Origin of the sequence: Psychrobacter halotolerans (genome assembly GCF_039680845.1) — a bacterium.
Taxonomy (GTDB): domain Bacteria; phylum Pseudomonadota; class Gammaproteobacteria; order Pseudomonadales; family Moraxellaceae; genus Psychrobacter.
Genome location: NZ_JBDKWD010000004.1, coordinates 47986 through 65448 on the forward strand (window position 1 = coordinate 47986; position 17463 = coordinate 65448).

General features: G+C 42.3%; 13 protein-coding genes. 8 read left to right on the forward strand and 5 right to left on the reverse strand.

Features of this window, described 5'->3' with window-relative positions:
- Nucleotides 1-108: 108 nt before the first annotated feature.
- Nucleotides 109-2052 (reverse strand): ATP-binding cassette domain-containing protein, encoded by a 1944-nt coding sequence (locus tag AAJP47_RS08595; RefSeq protein ID WP_346717508.1) that lies wholly within the window; start codon nt 2050-2052, stop codon nt 109-111.
- Between the two features lie 263 nt (nt 2053-2315).
- Here AAJP47_RS08595 and AAJP47_RS08600 point away from each other — a divergent pair, with 263 nt between their 5' ends.
- The 3 genes from AAJP47_RS08600 (at nt 2316) to AAJP47_RS08610 (ending at nt 6081) form a co-directional block, all read left to right on the forward strand.
- Complete coding sequence (locus AAJP47_RS08600; RefSeq protein WP_346717509.1) at nt 2316-2576, forward strand: SlyX family protein; 261 nt, start codon at nt 2316-2318, stop codon at nt 2574-2576.
- 208 nt (nt 2577-2784) lie between these two features.
- Nucleotides 2785-4248 (forward strand): OmpP1/FadL family transporter, encoded by a 1464-nt coding sequence (locus AAJP47_RS08605; RefSeq protein WP_346717510.1) that lies wholly within the window; start codon nt 2785-2787, stop codon nt 4246-4248.
- A 372-nt stretch (nt 4249-4620) separates the two neighbouring features.
- A complete protein-coding gene (locus tag AAJP47_RS08610; protein WP_346717511.1) occupies nt 4621-6081 on the forward strand; it encodes an outer membrane protein transport protein in 1461 nt (486 codons plus the stop codon).
- A gap of 625 nt (nt 6082-6706) precedes the next feature.
- On the opposite strand, the gene putP is transcribed toward AAJP47_RS08610, so the two are convergent.
- Together putP and AAJP47_RS08620 are read right to left on the reverse strand one after the other, a co-directional pair.
- Nucleotides 6707-8206, reverse strand: a complete 1500-nt coding sequence (gene putP, locus AAJP47_RS08615; protein WP_346717512.1) for a sodium/proline symporter PutP — start codon at nt 8204-8206, stop codon at nt 6707-6709.
- A gap of 467 nt (nt 8207-8673) precedes the next feature.
- Nucleotides 8674-9546, reverse strand: a complete 873-nt coding sequence (locus AAJP47_RS08620; RefSeq protein ID WP_346717513.1) for a LysR family transcriptional regulator — start codon at nt 9544-9546, stop codon at nt 8674-8676.
- A 424-nt stretch (nt 9547-9970) separates the two neighbouring features.
- Between AAJP47_RS08620 and leuC the strand changes: the two genes are divergently transcribed.
- The 5 genes from leuC to AAJP47_RS08645 all read left to right on the forward strand — a co-directional run bounded on the left by leuC (nt 9971) and on the right by AAJP47_RS08645 (nt 15978).
- Nucleotides 9971-11389: a 3-isopropylmalate dehydratase large subunit gene (leuC, locus tag AAJP47_RS08625; RefSeq protein ID WP_346717514.1), complete on the forward strand. Its 1419-nt coding sequence runs from the start codon at nt 9971-9973 to the stop codon at nt 11387-11389.
- A gap of 84 nt (nt 11390-11473) precedes the next feature.
- Nucleotides 11474-12124 carry a 3-isopropylmalate dehydratase small subunit gene (gene leuD, locus AAJP47_RS08630; protein ID WP_346717515.1) on the forward strand — a complete coding sequence of 217 codons (651 nt, stop codon included), beginning with the start codon at nt 11474-11476 and terminating at the stop codon, nt 12122-12124.
- Between the two features lie 154 nt (nt 12125-12278).
- Complete coding sequence (locus AAJP47_RS08635) at nt 12279-13022, forward strand: hypothetical protein (protein WP_346717516.1); 744 nt, start codon at nt 12279-12281, stop codon at nt 13020-13022.
- A 109-nt stretch (nt 13023-13131) separates the two neighbouring features.
- Nucleotides 13132-14235, forward strand: coding sequence for a 3-isopropylmalate dehydrogenase (leuB, locus tag AAJP47_RS08640; protein ID WP_346717517.1), 1104 nt, complete (start codon nt 13132-13134; stop codon nt 14233-14235).
- A gap of 618 nt (nt 14236-14853) precedes the next feature.
- Nucleotides 14854-15978, forward strand: a complete 1125-nt coding sequence (locus AAJP47_RS08645) for a L,D-transpeptidase family protein (RefSeq protein WP_346717518.1) — start codon at nt 14854-14856, stop codon at nt 15976-15978.
- Nucleotides 15979-16244: 266 nt separating this feature from the next.
- On the opposite strand, the gene infA is transcribed toward AAJP47_RS08645, so the two are convergent.
- Entirely contained in the window at nt 16245-16466 is a 222-nt protein-coding gene (infA, locus tag AAJP47_RS08650) for a translation initiation factor IF-1 (protein ID WP_021814850.1), read from the reverse strand.
- Between the two features lie 120 nt (nt 16467-16586).
- Entirely contained in the window at nt 16587-17444 is an 858-nt protein-coding gene (truA, locus tag AAJP47_RS08655) for a tRNA pseudouridine(38-40) synthase TruA (protein ID WP_346717519.1), read from the reverse strand.
- Between the last annotated feature and the right edge of the window lie 19 nt (nt 17445-17463).

Here is a 17463-nt window from a genome sequence, read left to right on the forward strand (position 1 = left end):
TTTATAAGATAAAGCAGTGATTATTTTATGACTTTCGATTATTTATCAACATAAAGATGAGCGCGTGCAATCGATATTTCTATATCGATAATGGTCTATTTATGACGATTAGCCCTCAAGGGTACTCCAACGTTCAAGCTTAGTCATCATTTCATCTTCGATTGTCAACAAGCGCTCGCTAGCAGCAGTGGCCGCATCAATATCTTGAGTAAACCAAGAACCATCAGCTAGTTTTGCTTGTAGCTGACTTTGTTCTGCTTCTAGTGCCGCAATCTCTTTCGGTAAATTATCAAGTTCACGCTGTTCATTATAATTGAGTTTTTTGACCGTCTTTTCAGGTTTCGTTGTCACGGCTGACTTATTAGCAGCTTTATTACCGGTACCGTTATTGACTGGCGCTCTAGCAGCGCGAGCCGCTTCTTCACGACTTTTTTGTACCAAGTACTCCTGATAGCCACCGACATACTCTTTCACAATGCCTTTACCATCTTCATCCTGATCAAACACCCAAGTGGAGGTAACCACATTGTCCATAAATGAGCGATCATGACTGATAAGTAAGATAGTGCCATTAAAGCTACTGACAGATTCTTCTAATAGTTCGAGAGTTGCCATATCCAAATCATTGGTTGGCTCATCTAGCACTAGAATGTTAGCGGGCTTTAATAGTTGTTTGGCCAATAGTACGCGGTTACGCTCACCGCCTGATAAGGCTTTGACAGGAGTACGCGCGCGTTCTGGCGCAAACAAAAAGTCTTGTAAATAACTCATAATATGGGTTTTACGACCGCCAACTTCAACGAAATCAGAGCCTTCTGAGACGTTTTGAGCCACGCTGGCTTCAAGGTCTAACTGATCGCGCAACTGATCAAAAAACGCAATTTGTAAATTGGTACCCAGCTCAACATTGCCAGTTTTGTTCACTTCATCGTCAGACATATCAAGTAGGGCTTTGATTAATGTGGTTTTACCAGCGCCGTTGGGGCCGACAATACCAATCTTGTCACCGCGCATAATCGTGGTGCTAAAGTTGTCTACTAAGACATTGCCATCATATTCAAGATGAAGGTTTTTGACTTTACAAACCAGCTTGCCGCTTTTTTCGCCTTCACCCATGGTGATATTGACGTTACCGACCTGCTCGCGGCGACCACTACGCTCTTCACGTAAGGCTTTTAGTTCGCGTACGCGACCTTCGTTACGGGTACGACGGGCTTTGATGCCTTGACGAATCCAAACTTCTTCTTGTGCCAGTTTTTTGTCAAAGTTGGCATTGTTCTTTTCTTCAGCCAATAATTGCTGCTCTTTTAGCTCTTGGTAGCGTGCATAACCTTTTGCGCCTTGGGTGACGTCATAGCTGGTCAATTGACCACGGTCAAGCTCAACAATACGCGTAGCCAATTTGTTCACAAACGCTCTATCATGGGTCACGAACAATAGCGTGAGCCCCTGCCAATCTAGTAAGAAGCGCTCGAGCCATTCAATGCTCTCAACGTCCAAATGGTTGGTTGGCTCATCGAGTAACAACACATCAGGCTTAGTGACCAAGGATCTGGCGAGTAAGACACGGCGCTTACGACCACCGGACAGTGAAGACAAATCGTCTTCTGGATCGAGTCCCATGGTGGTAATCAGACGCCTAGCATCGCGTTCTAAATCCCAGCCATGTACCGCATCGATGTCATGCTGTAGCGTTGCCATATGCTCACAGGCATCCATATCACCGTTGGCACAAAGATCAACTTGCTTATTATAGTTGATCAGCAAGTCAGCCGTACGGCGACTGCCGCCCATGACGATATCTAAAATACGTCCACTCGTTTCAGGAACGTCTTGTTCTAGCATGGCGACACGCATACTGCTATTGGTAATAATCTCGCCGCTGTCAGGCTGCAAAGAGCCATTGATCAGTTTGAATAAGGTGGATTTGCCTTCGCCATTGCGTCCGATTAAACAGACACGCTCACCAGCATTGATCGAAAAATCAATGCCATCAAGAACGGGAGCGACGCCAAAAGCTAAGTGGATGTCTTTTAAATGTATCAGTGCCATAGAATGTCTTAAGCTTATATAATAGTGAGGTAGGGGTTGTTGCAAAATGGTCAGCAGTATAACATGCCACCACATGACTGTAGTGAGCGCAAAGCGTTTTATAAGCACTATTTATAGGTTTTACCATTAGCAGCTTATAATTTCTATTCTTCACTACTATTTTATCATCATTATCATATAGTTGGTGGTGCTATTTAGAGATAGCTCACCGATATGTTAAGTAAATTTTATCAGTCCTATATTTTTATAATTCAGAGAAGAGTATGAGCCAAGCGAATAAACCGAGCGATAAGCCAGATCCATCTGTTGAATGGCAAGCGCAACAACTTATCGATTTACAGATGAGTATGGCGCATCTTGAGATGACAGTAGAGAGATTAGATGACGTCATTGCGCGCCAGGATAAGGACATACAGACCTTACAACGTCAGTTGCAACTTATCTATAAACAGGTTGAAAACCAAGATTCAGAAGCAGGTATTGCGCCTTTTGACTTATTGGCAGATAGGCCTCCACATTATTGAAAATTAAAACTACATTAACCAAATTGTATACAGCGGAAGTTAGACACGCGACTTACTTTATTATGACTATTTGGTCATAATAGCGAAATAATGTGTTTTTGTAGTTGTCTTCATGTGCAAAAATCTTTAATATCGCTTACCTCGGATGCTACTGACCTAATGAAAATGGTGTCAGTAGTAAAACAATGCGGATGTTTGGAGATACAAAATGCGGGCGAATTTTCATTTAAAAACTCTCACAGTAGCAGTTGCTACTCTTTCTATTGCTGGCGTTGCTAGCGCTGCTGGTCTTGATCGTTCAGGTCAAGATGTCACCGCATTCTTACAAGATGGCCTATACGCCGAAGCTGTTTACACCTATATCGATGCTGATGTTACGGGTAAAGATGCATCAGGTAATAAGATCGACGATATTGCAGAGTCTTATGATTTTTTCCGCTATGGTGTAAAGGCTGATGTCAATGACACGTTCAGTGTTGGTATCTTATACGATGAACCATTTGGCGCCGCAGCTGATTACATTGGCGACAATAATTTTGTAGGCGCTCCTACTGCAGCGATAGATAATCTAATTGCCTCACAACTAAGTGAAAGATTACCAGAAGTGAACTCTGCTCAAGGCTTAAATACTTATGTTGAAGGGGTTCAACAAACCTTAGCAGCAGGTAGAGAGCAAATCAGTCAAGCTGAAGCAGCAGTTGCAGCAAATCCTGCACTCGAATCAGCTTTACGTCCACAGATTGAAGCTGGTCGAGCACAAGTTGCAGCTGGTGAAGCGCAATTGGCACCATTAGAAGCACTAAATGACTATGCCGCTGGTCAGCTTTCGAATACTGAAGGTACTAAGGTTGAAGTTCGTAGTGAAAACATTACAGGTATTCTTGGTGCTAAGTTTGGTTCGAATAAAGAGTTTCAAGTGTATGGTGGCCCTGTAGCCCAGCGTGTTAAAGCAGATGTAAGACTGCGTGGTAGTGCTTATGGTCCAGCGACTGGTTACACCGCCCATATTAGTCCTGGCACGGATTATGGTTATATCGCTGGTTTTGCTTATAGCAAGCCTGAAATCGCTCTAAAAGCAGCCTTAACGTATCGCTCTGAGATTGACCATAGCTTGAATATTGGTGAAACCTATCCAGTTGTAGCAGTGCTAGGTGGCGAAGCAACTCAAGGCGGTAAAATAGATATTACTACCCCTGAATCGGTTAATTTTGATTTCCAGACTGGTATCAATCCAACAACGTTAGCCACGGCAAAAGTTCGCTGGGTACCTTGGGGTGATTTTTCCATCGTACCACCGCTTTACAATGAAGTGAGCAAGCAGTCAACTCGTGATGATAAAGGTTTACCATTGGTTGACTATGACGATGATCAATGGCAGGTAGAGTTAGGTCTTGCTAAACGTTTGACACCAGCATTTGCTGTAACAGGTACGGTTGGTTGGGATAGTGGTGCGGGTAACCCAGTGACTTCTTTGGGTCCTATCGAAGGTTATTATAGTGCAGGTCTTGGGGCAAAATATAACCTTACCGAAAATTGGGCAGTGTCAGCGGGCGGCAAATACCTATGGTTCGGTGATGCTGAAGGTCAAATCCCGACCAAAGCAATCGTAAGTGATTTTGAAAACAACGATGGTTTCATCCTTGGTGCTAAGCTGTCTTACCAAGCCCAGTAATACATAGTCTAACTTTACTATAAAATTTGTGATAATAATTAAAGCGATCCGTAATGGGTCGCTTTTTTATTGAACCTTAATCATTATCAAACTTATGTTGAAAAAATTTGATGTAAACGGCTCGCTAATTTGACCACAGGATTAAACCAAAATGATTAATTGTGCAAGACAAATAACTGTATTCTACTTACATGTTATGTGTACTGTTCAGTCATATTCGCGAAATAAAGTGCTTTAATTGTTGTTTTAGTGTCAAAAAGGCATTAGTATTCAACTTAGGACACCGCTTTGATGATCAAAATGTTGTGCGCAGTAATGCGATACATAGATGATTAAAGCGAATTAAACAACGAGGACGTTTGGAGATACACAATGCGCAACACCTTTCATTTGAAAACCCTCGCAGTAGCAATTGCTACTCTCTCTGTTGCTAGCGTAACGAACGCGGCTGGTCTTGATCGTTCGGGGCAAGACGTCACCGCCTTCTTACAAGATGGTACTTATGCAGAAGCCGTTTACACTTATATTGATGCTGATGTGAGCGGTTATGATAGTGCCAATGAGAATCCCTCTGTCCTTGATTACGAGCGTGGTGATAAAACGGGCGATATTGCGGAAGCTTACGACTTCTTTCGTTATGGCGTAAAAACAGATATCAATGACACCTTTAGCGTTGGTATTTTATACGATGAGCCATTTGGGGCAGCGGCTGAGTACGGCGGAGATAGCAACTTTGTTTCCAAAGGAGATATTGATGCTTCCATTGCTTCTATTACTAATGGCGGAGCTCCAAATCTTGCAACAGCGCAGGCTGGAATTGATGCACTTACCCCTGGAGAAACGGCTGGTGTGTTAACCCCAGCACAGCAAGCTCAGTTAGATGGATTGCGGGGGGCTGTAGCCATAGCTCAAGCCGAAGCAGGTAATGCAGGCGAAAACACCAATGTTGAGGTTCGTAGTGAGAGCTTAACAGGTATTCTTGGTATGAAGTTTGGTACCAACAAAGAGTTCCAAGTATATGGTGGTCCGGTAGCACAACGCATACGAGCTGACACCAAACTACGTGGATTGGCTTATGGGCCTGCTACTGGTTATACATCAACCAGTAATCCTGATATGGACTATGGTTATATCGCCGGTATCTCATATAGTAAACCTGAAATTGCGTTAAAAGCTGCTTTGACTTATCGTTCTGAAATTGACCATGATATAAATATATCTGAAACTTATCCGATAGCAGGTATTAGAACTGAAGCAGGTGCTCTTCAACAAGGAGCTACTCCAGAACAAGCAGCCGCTTTAGGGGCAGCGGCAGCAAATCGAAACAGCAATTATGAGATCTCTACTCCTAAATCAGTTAATTTCGATTTTCAAACAGGTATTAATCCGACAACACTAGCTACTGCAAAAGTACGCTGGGTACCGTGGAGTGATTTTGTTATTACACCGCCACTTTATAATGACGTTAGTGTAGATAGTGGTCTTTATGGTCCTGATGGATTGAACTTGGTTGAGTATGACGATGACCAGTGGCAGGTTGAGTTAGGTTTGGCTAAGCGTGTGGCGCCTGCACTTGCGATCAGCGGTACCGTAGGTTGGGATAGCGGTGCTGGTGATCCAACCACATCACTGGGTCCTGTCGACGGGTATTATAGTGCTGGTCTTGGTGCCAAGTACAACTTCACTGAAAACTGGGCAGTCTCAGCTGGTGGTAAATACTTATGGTTCGGTGATGCCAAAGGTCGTTTACCAACGGGTAAAATCGTTGGAGACTTTGAGGACAACAATGGTTATATCTTAGGTCTGAAACTTTCTTATCAAGATATCAAATAGTAACCTTATCTATCACAACCGATGAGTAGTTAAAAAAAGCGATCCGTAATGGGTCGCTTTTTTATGGTGCATCCAAAAAACATGCTATAACGGAATTCACAGTGATGTTTTAAAAAAGATATTGTTTAGATCGATGTCGTAATCTTTCCACTGCTCATGTACTGCTTAACTCATTGTATACCCAGTCTTTTATACATGATGCTCAATAGAATGATAGTCAATCCAATATAAAAAAGGCAAAGCAAGCAAGAAAAATTGGTTACAGTCTCGCTCTATCCTTTCTTGTATCCATTTTATTTAGGATCGACTATAGATTAATATAAAAGGAGGCAGTGGGATAAGTTTCTTGTAGAGTCTGTAGACAACGACATAGCAAGTAAAAATTTGTGCTAACTGTCTATGCACTTTATTAATAATCGGAATCGACTCCAAATACTTAGATGCTTCGTAAAGTAAAGCGTTAAATGGAAAGGTATAAATAACTCTATAAAACAAGTCGACTGGATGCATTACATTTGTAGTAAAGAATAGATAAATTTGTCTTTTTCATTGATTGCGATGTATGACTTATAATAAAAAACCTCGCCACTGATGGCGAGGTTTTTCGTTGAAAAGAAGTTTACACTTACTTATTTAAATTCAGTTCCATTTCTTTATATTTGGCAGATACTGAAGGTTTTGGACCACCAGTCATGATACTAACAGCAAAAATGGCAATGGTACTTAAAATAAAGCCTGGAACAATAGCAAATAACCAGCTACCTAGCGGTACACCGTTCATTTCAAAAGGTCCATAAATCCATAAGATTACGGTCAGAGCACCAACAACCATACCAGCAACAGCGCCGTTACGATTCATCCGGCGCCATGTCAGGCTGAAGATGACCAACGGTCCGAACGCTGCTCCAAATCCTGCCCAAGCATTGGATACCAGATTCAATACTGAACTGTCTGGATTGGACGCCAGCATAATAGCTACAACAGCGACGATAATGACTGAAATACGACCGACCAATACTTGGCGAGCTTCTGGCGCGTCTTGATCAAAGAACAGTTTATAAACGTCTTTGGTCAGTGAGCTTGATACCACTAGTAGCTGCGATGAAATAGTACTCATAATCGCTGCTAAGATAGCGGCCAATAAGAAGCCTGAAACCAACGGATGGAATAAGAACTGAGTAAATACTAAAAAGATAGTTTCTGGATCATCGAGTGTCATGGCGGTTTTTTGTACATAGGCACGGCCAGCAATACCTGTTGCACAAGCACCGATAAGACTGACAATCATCCAGCTCATACCGATGTTACGTGCAGTAGGTACATCCTTTACGGAACGAATCGCCATGAAACGCACGATAATATGCGGCTGACCAAAATAGCCAAGCCCCCAAGCGAGGAGCGAGACAACACCAAGCACCGTCATACCGCTAGTGATATCTAACATACTAGGATCGATGTTTCTGATGGCGTTAGTCGTGGCTGAAACGCCTCCAAGATCAGTCAAGGCGACGATAGGCACAATTACCATCGCAAACAACATGATAATACCTTGTACAAAATCGGTCATGGATACAGCTAAGAAACCACCGAATAGGGTATAAGCGACCACCACACCAGCAGTAACCCATAGACCTGTACCATAAGACAGATTGAGTGAGCTGACGAACAGCTTACCACCGCCTACTAAACTTGCGGCTGTATAAATGGTAAAGAATAAGATAATAACCAAGGCAGAAATAACGCGCAGCATGTGCGACTTGTCTTCGAAACGATTGGCAAAATAGTCAGGTAGGGTAATGGCGTTATCAGCAACCTCGGTATAAACACGAAGTCTGGGTGCCACGATGATATAGTTTAAAAAAGCACCTAAGGTTAAGCCAATGGCAATCCAAGCACTTACCACACCATCAGCGTACATGGCACCTGGTAAGCCAAGTAATAACCAACCTGACATATCAGACGCACCTGCAGAAAGGGCAGTAACCGCGGGACCTAAACTACGACCACCAAGCATATAGCCTTCAGTATCATTGGCTTGCTTAAAATAAGCGTAAATCCCAATCCCAATCATCACTAAGAAATAGGCACCAAGTGATATCAGTACCCCACTAGAAACTCCATTCATATAAATTGTCCTTAACCAATATTATTGGCAGTAATTATTCGTAACTATAAAATTTAGATCATGCAAAGCGATGTTTAAAACAATATTTAAAGACAAAAAAAGCCATTAAGTAGGACATAATGGCTTATTGCAGTATTCGCTGTTGGTCTTATATGATTGGTATTTGGTCAATACTCATAAGCAAAGAAAAGGAGCAACGGGAATGTCGCATTCCCTCTATTTAAATTGGCTGCTCAGATCTGCTGTTGATTTAAAGACAGGCGTTAGTCTCTATAACCAATCATGTAAAACCATTAAACCTACTGTTAACCATCATATCTTACGCGAAATATTCAATATATGACTATCAGTGCTCTTATGGTAAATTTTTGTTGAAAAACAGCGTTGCATGCATTATAACGCATGAATGCGGCAAATGCGAACAACGTCTTTTCATCGTGAATTATTTTCAGTACCATAAGCTATTTCTATTCAAGCGGTGCAAGCAAATCTAATAAAGCCGTCACACTACTAGATTGAGTGAGCTTCGGATTGATAACCACGCCTAAGTAGCGTTGTAGCTCGATATTATCGGCCATATTGATGCGTTCTAAATCTTGACTGATCATGGTTTGTGGCAATACTGACCAACCAAGTCCCACCGATACCAACATGCGAATAGACTCAAGGGGATTGGTGCTCATGGTGGCATAAGGTTTGAGATTGTGCTTAGCGAATTCAGCTAGAGTAATCTGACTGGTAAAGGTATTAGCAGAGGGTAAAATGGCAGGATAGCGTGCCAATTGCTCCAAGGTCACATTGGACTTGGTGGCTAAAGGTGACAAAGTACCGGTCATGAAGTACAGAGGATCAGACCATAACGTATGATAGCTCAAACGTTTGTCATAAACTGGCGGAAGGGTAACAAATGCCAACGACAAATCACCGTCCAATACCGCTTTGTGTGCCTTTTCAGAATCGACAAAATGCACTTCTAATTGTACGGCTGGATAAGTTTGAATAAAATGTTTGAGCACGGGGGCCAAGTGGTGTAAACCAATATGGTGACTGGTTCCGATGACCAATTTACCGGATACAATGTGCTGGGAATGTTGCAGATTGATTTTAAAGTTCTCATAGTCTTCTAGCCACCGCTTGGCATGAGGCAACATTTCACTGGCGGCTTGGGTTGGGACAATGCCGCGCCCGACCGTATCAAACAAAGTGATGTTAAATTCATCTTCCAAATTTTTGATACGCTTACTAACAGCAGGCTGAGTGATAAACAGTTTTTCTGCTGCGCCCGATATACTGCCTGTGTGCATGACAGTAACAAATGTTGTTAAGTTCGTGGTATTCAAGCGGGGGTCCTTAGCTATTCAATGAGCTATAAATAATCGTTGATTGACTCAATCAAGATGTATTAGAAATAAAAGTTTGCATCTGGTTAAAAATCATCAATTATTATTATAGAATTAGCCTGCTATAATCACAAGACATCAAGGCGCATTGAGACATATTTATTATGTTAACTGCATCATTTGCGATAAAAAGCTTGTTTTGTTAGTCAAATGCTGCAATAAACACCAGTAGCAACCTGATTTTATAGAATATAGCGTTTTTATAAACGCTACTTGTAACAGTTCTTTTTGAGAAGGAACACGTTTTTCTAAAAAGGTCTAAACGTAAAATATCAGATATAGATAGTATTTAAACGAATGTTTCGTTTATCCCATATAGGCAAGCGAAACATTCAATGATGAGTAACCAATGAAGGATAAAAATATGGCCGGTCAAACGTTGTACGACAAACTTTGGAACGCTCACGAAATCACCAAACGTGACGATGGTTCAAGCCTGATTTATATTGACCGCCATTTGTTGCATGAAGTGACAAGTCCACAAGCATTTGAAGGTCTGGAATTGGCTAATAGAGCGCCATGGCGTTTGTCTGCCAATATCGCAAGCCCTGATCATAATGTACCAACCGTATCCAAAGAACGATTAGAAGGAGTGCCTGGTATCAAAGATAAGGTATCTCGCCTCCAAGTCGTCACATTGGATGATAACTGTACCAAATTTGATATTGCTGAATTTACTATTAACGATGCTCGTCAAGGTATTTTGCATGTGGTCGGACCAGAGCAAGGTCTCGTGCTACCGGGCATGACAGTGGTTTGCGGGGATTCACATACCGCCACACACGGCGCGCTTGGCTGTTTGGCTCATGGTATCGGTACCTCTGAGGTTGAGCATGTCTTAGCAACGCAGTGTTTGATTCAAAAGAAATCAAAAAATATGCAAGTCCGTGTCACCGGTAAGCTTGGGGCTGGCGTGACATCGAAAGACGTGGTGTTGGCTATTATTGCAAAAATTGGCACGGCAGGTGGGACAGGGTATGCGATTGAATTTGCAGGCCAAGTGTTTGAAGACATGAGTATGGAAGGTCGCATGACCGTTTGTAACATGGCGATTGAAGCGGGCGCTCGTGTGGGCATGGTCGCCGTCGATGACACTACCATTGATTATGTTAAAGGTCGCCCTTATGCGCCCAACGAATCACAATGGCAGCAAGCAGAAAGCTATTGGCGCACTCTATCTTCAGATGATGACGCGGTATTTGATGCAGTCGTTGAAATTGATGGTAGCCAAATAGCGCCGCAAGTATCTTGGGGAACCTCTCCTGAAATGGTCGTTGATATTACGCAGTCAGTGCCGACTCCTGATCAAGCTGTTGATGAGGCGCAAGAGGAAGGATGGTTGCGCGCTTATACTTACATGGGGTTAGAAGCAGGCCAAAAAATCACCGATATTCAGCTTGATCGTATTTTTATTGGCTCGTGTACCAACTCTCGCATCGAAGATTTGCGTGACGCTGCTGCTGTGATCAAAGGCCGTAAAGTTGCCAATAATATTAAAGAAGCCATCGTGGTTGCAGGCTCTGGACAAGTGAAATTGCAAGCAGAAGCAGAAGGGCTTGATGCAGTATTTACTGAGGCTGGGTTTGAGTGGCGTGAGCCGGGCTGCTCTATGTGTCTTGCAATGAATGCCGATAAGCTTGAGCCGCAAGAGCATTGTGCCTCTACGTCTAATCGTAACTTTGAAGGTCGTCAAGGCAATGGTGGGCGCACGCACTTAGTCAGTCCAGCGATGGCAGCAGCAGCAGCGCTCGCGGGCCACTTTGTAGATGTCAGAACCTTTTAAGGTGGATATTACTTTCATTAGTCAGTGACCAATACTCATCAATGACAATATTCTTTAATGACGATATAGTTGATAGGACATTTTATGCAAGCTTATAACACGCAAACGGGTATCGTGTGCCCACTTGATCGCGCAAATGTCGACACCGATCAAATCATTGCCAAACAGTTTTTAAAGTCTATTAAACGGACAGGCTTTGGCGTGAATCTATTTGACGATTGGCGTTATCTCGACGATGGTTATCCGGGTCAGGACAATAGCACCCGTGTTATTAATCCAGATTTTGTTTTGAACAAACCGCGTTACCAAGGTGCGACGATTTTGCTAGCACGTAGAAACTTTGGTTGTGGCTCTAGCCGAGAACATGCGCCTTGGGCGTTATCAGAGTATGGTTTTCGTACGGTTATCGCACCGAGCTTTGCTGATATTTTTTATAACAATTGCTTTAAAAACGGTATGTTACCGATTGTGTTGGATGAAGCGATTGTTGATACTTTGATGAAAGCCACCTTCGCCAATGAAGGCTATCAGCTAACCGCAGATCTTGAGCGTCAGGTGGTGATCACGCCGACAGGTAAAGAATATGCTTTTGAAGTGGACGCGTTTCGCAAACATTGCTTATTAAATGGGCTTGATGATATCGGATTGACGTTGCAACAAAGCGACGCTATCAAAGACTATGAACATAAGATGATGCAAAAAACGCCTTGGATATTCAATGACGTACGCGCATAAATGACAAGTTTATAAACGACGGTTCATATTGCCTATAAATGCGTGGGACAATAACAATGTCGCGTTAAGTTGAGTTATGGCGGTGAACTGGCTAAAATAAGAGACAATTTTTTATATTATTTTATTATCTTTCTTATAAATAGTAGCCGCCATTATGAATAAAAAACATTATGCGTTATGGACAAGCATGACTTTTGCCGCAAGCCTATTGTTATCAGGCTGTCAGGTATTAACCGGGTATCAGCAAATAGACAAGGCAGACAACGCAACGGTATGGACAAATAAGATTCAACCTATCGATGGTGAAGTGAATATTGCCTGCGTGGGTACATATCACTGCGAAATTGTGCAGATAGATAGAACGTTGGTTATCTCGTCTGACAGCCATGAACCCGTTGATTCAAGGATGCTGGCAACTTTGCCAAGTTACGACAGCGCTAAAAGTCCTACAGTTAACAATACGACAACCGCACCAATCAATATCGATATGAAGCCATTAATTGGTAAAAAAGACATAAAAATAGTTCCTTTGTCCGCATCTGCTATGCCAGGTTTGACCAATTATTACGCTCGAGTCATGCCTGCCAAGCACGAAGTACATGTCAATTTTTATCCAGAAAATAATAGAGACTATGTAGAACGTTTTGCCATGATTCACGACTTTGTCGACGCTGGCACCTACCAGCTACGTGCTTATCAAAAAAAATCCGCTACAAATTCTGGTAGCTTGTTAGAAACGGCATCTCCTGAACCGCTATGTATTGATCTGCTACAAGGCAGTCAAGTAAAGCGTCGATTCTGCAAGCAGTTGGACGCTGAACATCAAGGTGAGTTTGTGGAAACTGGAATGAGTAAGGCGTCATTAAAGGTGTCTAACGATCAAAAAATTAGCGCATAAAAGTCATATATTATTATTTAAAAGTTATTCTGCACTTTTTGCGACAGCTTTCGCGCCAATAATATAAATCAATTAATCAATAAAAACTTACCCGTTTAAAAGGACCAGTATGGCAACGATTTTAACATTAGCAGGCGATGGTATCGGCCCTGAGATTATGACCCAAGCTATTGATGTACTCAATGCGGTCAATAACACCTTTGAGTTGGGTTTGACACTTGAATCTGGTTTAATCGGTGGTGTGGCCATTGATGCAACTGGTGAGCCTTTACCAGATGAGACTTTAGCGCGCGCACGCGCAGCAGATGCCGTATTGTTAGGAGCGGTAGGTGGCCCTAAATGGGATGGAATTGAGCGCAGTAAACGTCCAGAGCGCGGTCTACTAAAAATACGCGGTGAGCTTGGATTGTTTGCAAACCTACGAGTGGCAAAGCTGTATCCGCAGCTTGCTAACGCGTCAAGCATCAAACCTGACATTATCTCAGGCCTCGATCTATTAATCGTGCGTGAGCTGACGGGCGGTATCTATTTTGGAGAGCCGCGCGGTATTCGCACATTAGAAAATGGTGAGCAGCAAGGCTACAACACCATGGTCTATAGTACGAGTGAGATCAATCGTATCGGCAAGGTTGCTTTTGAATTGGCACAAACGCGGGCGCAAGCAGCGGGTACGGCACCAAAGGTTTGTTCAGTGGATAAAGCCAATGTTTTAGAGGTCACTGAATTGTGGAAGCAGACGATGATTGCGCTACAACAAGCCAATTATAGTGATGTGGCTCTATCTCATATGTATGCTGACAACGCTTGCATGCAGCTGATCAAAGATCCTAAGCAGTTTGATGTGATGGTCACAGGCAATATGTTCGGTGATATTTTATCTGATGAAGCGGCAATGCTAACTGGTTCTATTGGTATGTTACCGTCAGCGAGTTTGGACGAAGCGGGCAAAGGTATGTATGAGCCTTGCCACGGCTCAGCGCCTGATATTGCGGGACAAGATAAAGCCAACCCATTGGCGACGATCTTATCTGTGGCAATGATGCTTCGTTATACCTTTAAGCAAGAAGCAGCTGCGCAAGCCATTGAGCAAGCAGTCAGTGATGTTTTGGACGATGGCCTACGTACAGTAGACATCTTAGATCGCAATGAGTCAGGACTAAAGCAAGTAGGTTGTAAAGAGATGGGCCAAGCAGTATTGGCCAAATTGGTATAAGTACAATCGCTCTGCTACTGATCACTTTTATACAGCCAGTTCAAACACAATTGATACATGAATAGCGACGTGCTACTGGTTTAAATTTTGCTTGCTTGCTTGCTTGTTATGCTTTCATAGATAGAGGCAGCGAAAACTTATCTCAGTAACATTGTATCGGTTTTAAAATGAATCGACTATATAAGTTTATATGGTTTTATTTACCCATAAATTGTTTAGCAATTTATGGGTTTTTTATTGCCTATAAATTGAGAGTTTACTATTAAGATATATATGGATAAAAAAGAATTTAAAATATTTATAAATCGACAAGGCCATTAACAGAGTTACTGTATAACGCGAGCCCTTTTAACACAAAGCTGTTATATGCTCACAGAAGAATATGACAATATAGGGTGCTTGTAAACAATAGAAATTCATGGTCAATTTAATGAATCATTATTTAATACGGAATAATAAACCCAAGCATACGAACAATAAATTTTAAAGAATTGGAATTTTTTTGATTCAAGTAACCATAGTTGATCAAATATAAAATAAATACAGCGTGACCGAATCAAATTTAGCCATCGTATAAAAAATCAAACTGAGTATTTTTATAAAAATTAGGAGCATTCAATGTATCAAGTAAAGAAGATAAGCACAGCGATAGCCACCATTGGTCTTTCTACCGCCTTTTTGATGAGTCATAGCGTTGCAGCAACCCCCGACAATATGAACACTAATCAGGCAACAAGTACGATCACTAATAATAATATGAGTCCGGTAACGAATGGTGTTAGCCAGCAGCCGACAGGGGATAGTAAGACGGTAAATTCGCTTAATAAGCTACTTCCTACCATAAAATATACGACAGACAATTTGCCCGCAATGGCAGAAAAGGTAAATACGGCAACATGGAAAACGGGTGAAAAAATAAACCGGACGACAGGGGCAAAATTGCAGGCACTATTAAACTGGCACTATAATGGCGTGGGACCTGTGGATGGATACTGGGGTAAAAACACGCGTAAAGCCATGCAAGCCTTCCAAAAAGCCAATGGTTTGAGTGTCACTGAAGATTTGAACAATGAGACATGGCAAGCGCTGACTAAAAATGAGAAGTTGATGTCACAGCCAGTATTAGTGAGCTATCAGTTAAGTGAGGCAGACGTTAATGTTAAAACCATCACGATACCTGCTGAAGCAGAAGAAAAAGCCGAGCTTGAAGGCATGTACTATGAAAGTCTTATGGAAGCCTTAGCAGAAAAGTTTCACGTTAGTGAGGAGTATCTAAAAACCCTTAATCCTAATGCCAAGTTCACTGCGGGTGAGACGATTACGGTCTATAATCCGGGCAATCCCAATACCAAGTCTGTTAGCCGAGTCGTCGCTGATAAGAATACTGAGACATTGTACGCCTATGATGATAACAACGAGTTAATCGCCAGTTATCCAACAACAGTGGGCAGTACGGCGACACCGTCGCCTACCGGTACACATACGGTAAAGGTGAAAGTACACGAGCCTAACTATACGTACACGGCTGATGATGGTACCAAGTCTATTATTCCGCCAGGACCTAATAACCCCGTTGGTTTGGTTTGGATTGGTCTTAGTAAACCTACTTATGGTATTCATGGTTCGCCAGATCCGTCTCGTATCAGTCGCCAAGCATCAGCAGGTTGTGTGCGCCTAACCAATTGGGATGCGTTAGCGCTTTTGGGCGTGATTAACAATGATGCTACGGTTGAATTTAAATAAAGGATAGAAGTAATTAAAAGTAATACTTCGATGATTTATAAAATTTAGACAAAAAAATACCGCTGAGACTAGCGGTATTTTTTATGGTAAAAACAAAACACTTAAATCAAAACTAAAACATTGATAGGCAATAATGAGCAGGTTAGCATTTTCATTATTATTATCAGTTAAACCACTCAAGCATTCATATCAAAGGTGATGTTATTTGACAATCGCCTGCAAGTATCTGAATACTCTTATAACCATTTTAGTTGAAAAATAAGGATTTAGTTTTTGCCACGATAAGTAATACGACCTTTAGATAGGTCATAAGGGGTCATTTCAACTTTAACCTTATCGCCCGTTAAGATACGGATATAGTGCTTACGCATCTTGCCAGAAATGTGCGCAATGATTTCGTGTCCGTTTTCTAAACGCACTTTGAACAAAGTATTTGGAAGGGTGTCGATGACTTCACCTTCAAATTCAATAATATCGTCTTTTGCCATAATTTATATCAATCGATTAAAAATAAGCCCATATTATACGTAAGTTGGTCGATTAAAGCAATACAGAACCTGGTTTTGACTTGACAGCTTGTAAGTGATATGTATGCAAGTCTATATTATTTAGTCGGGTAAGTTTAACCAAACAGGGGTCACAGGAGCGTCAGGTAGTAATCGTTGAAAGTGCTCAGGATAGTAAGCGTTGATAAAGTATAAGCCATCACCAGAAGCAGTGGGCGGTGCTATAGTACGGTCTTTTTTATGCAAAATGTTCAAAAAATCTGTTGGCGCAAGCTCATGTCTTCCGATAGCGTATAACGTACCCATCAAGTTACGAACCATGTGATGTAAAAACCCATCTGCCTGAATATCAAAAACAATGAACTGACCATGCGCAAAAAGGTTGGCATGACTAACGTTGCGTACTGGCTGATTGGATTGACAGGCTGCCGCGCGGTAGCTGCTAAAATCATGAGTTCCAACAATGTCAGCCGCTGCCAGCTGCATCGCGGCCAAGTCGAGCGGCTCGTAAATATGGGTGACTTGATGGTTAAGTATCGCCGGACGCTGAGCTTGATTGAGCGTAATATAACGGTAGCGACGAGCAATCGCACCAAAACGAGCGTGAAAGTCAGCTGGCATTGGTTGAATCCAGCGTAGAGCAATGTCATCGGGCAAAAGGCTGTTGACGCCGCGTAACCAGTTGTGGGTAGGGCGATAGGCACGGGTGGTAAAATGCGCAATCATATTGCTGGCATGAACGCTGGCATCGGTACGCCCAGCCGCAACAACCTCTACGGATTCATTGGCGACTTTACCGATGGCCACTTCTAACGCTTGTTGTACACCCATTACTTCTCGTTGCCGCTGCCAACCATGGTAATGCGTGCCCAAAAACTCAATGGCAATGGCTAACGTATAGGTTGGAGTAGGGTCAAGCTCGCTGGTTTGGTTTTCAGCCACGATTTCAATTTTAGACATTGTATTTTTAAAGCTTATA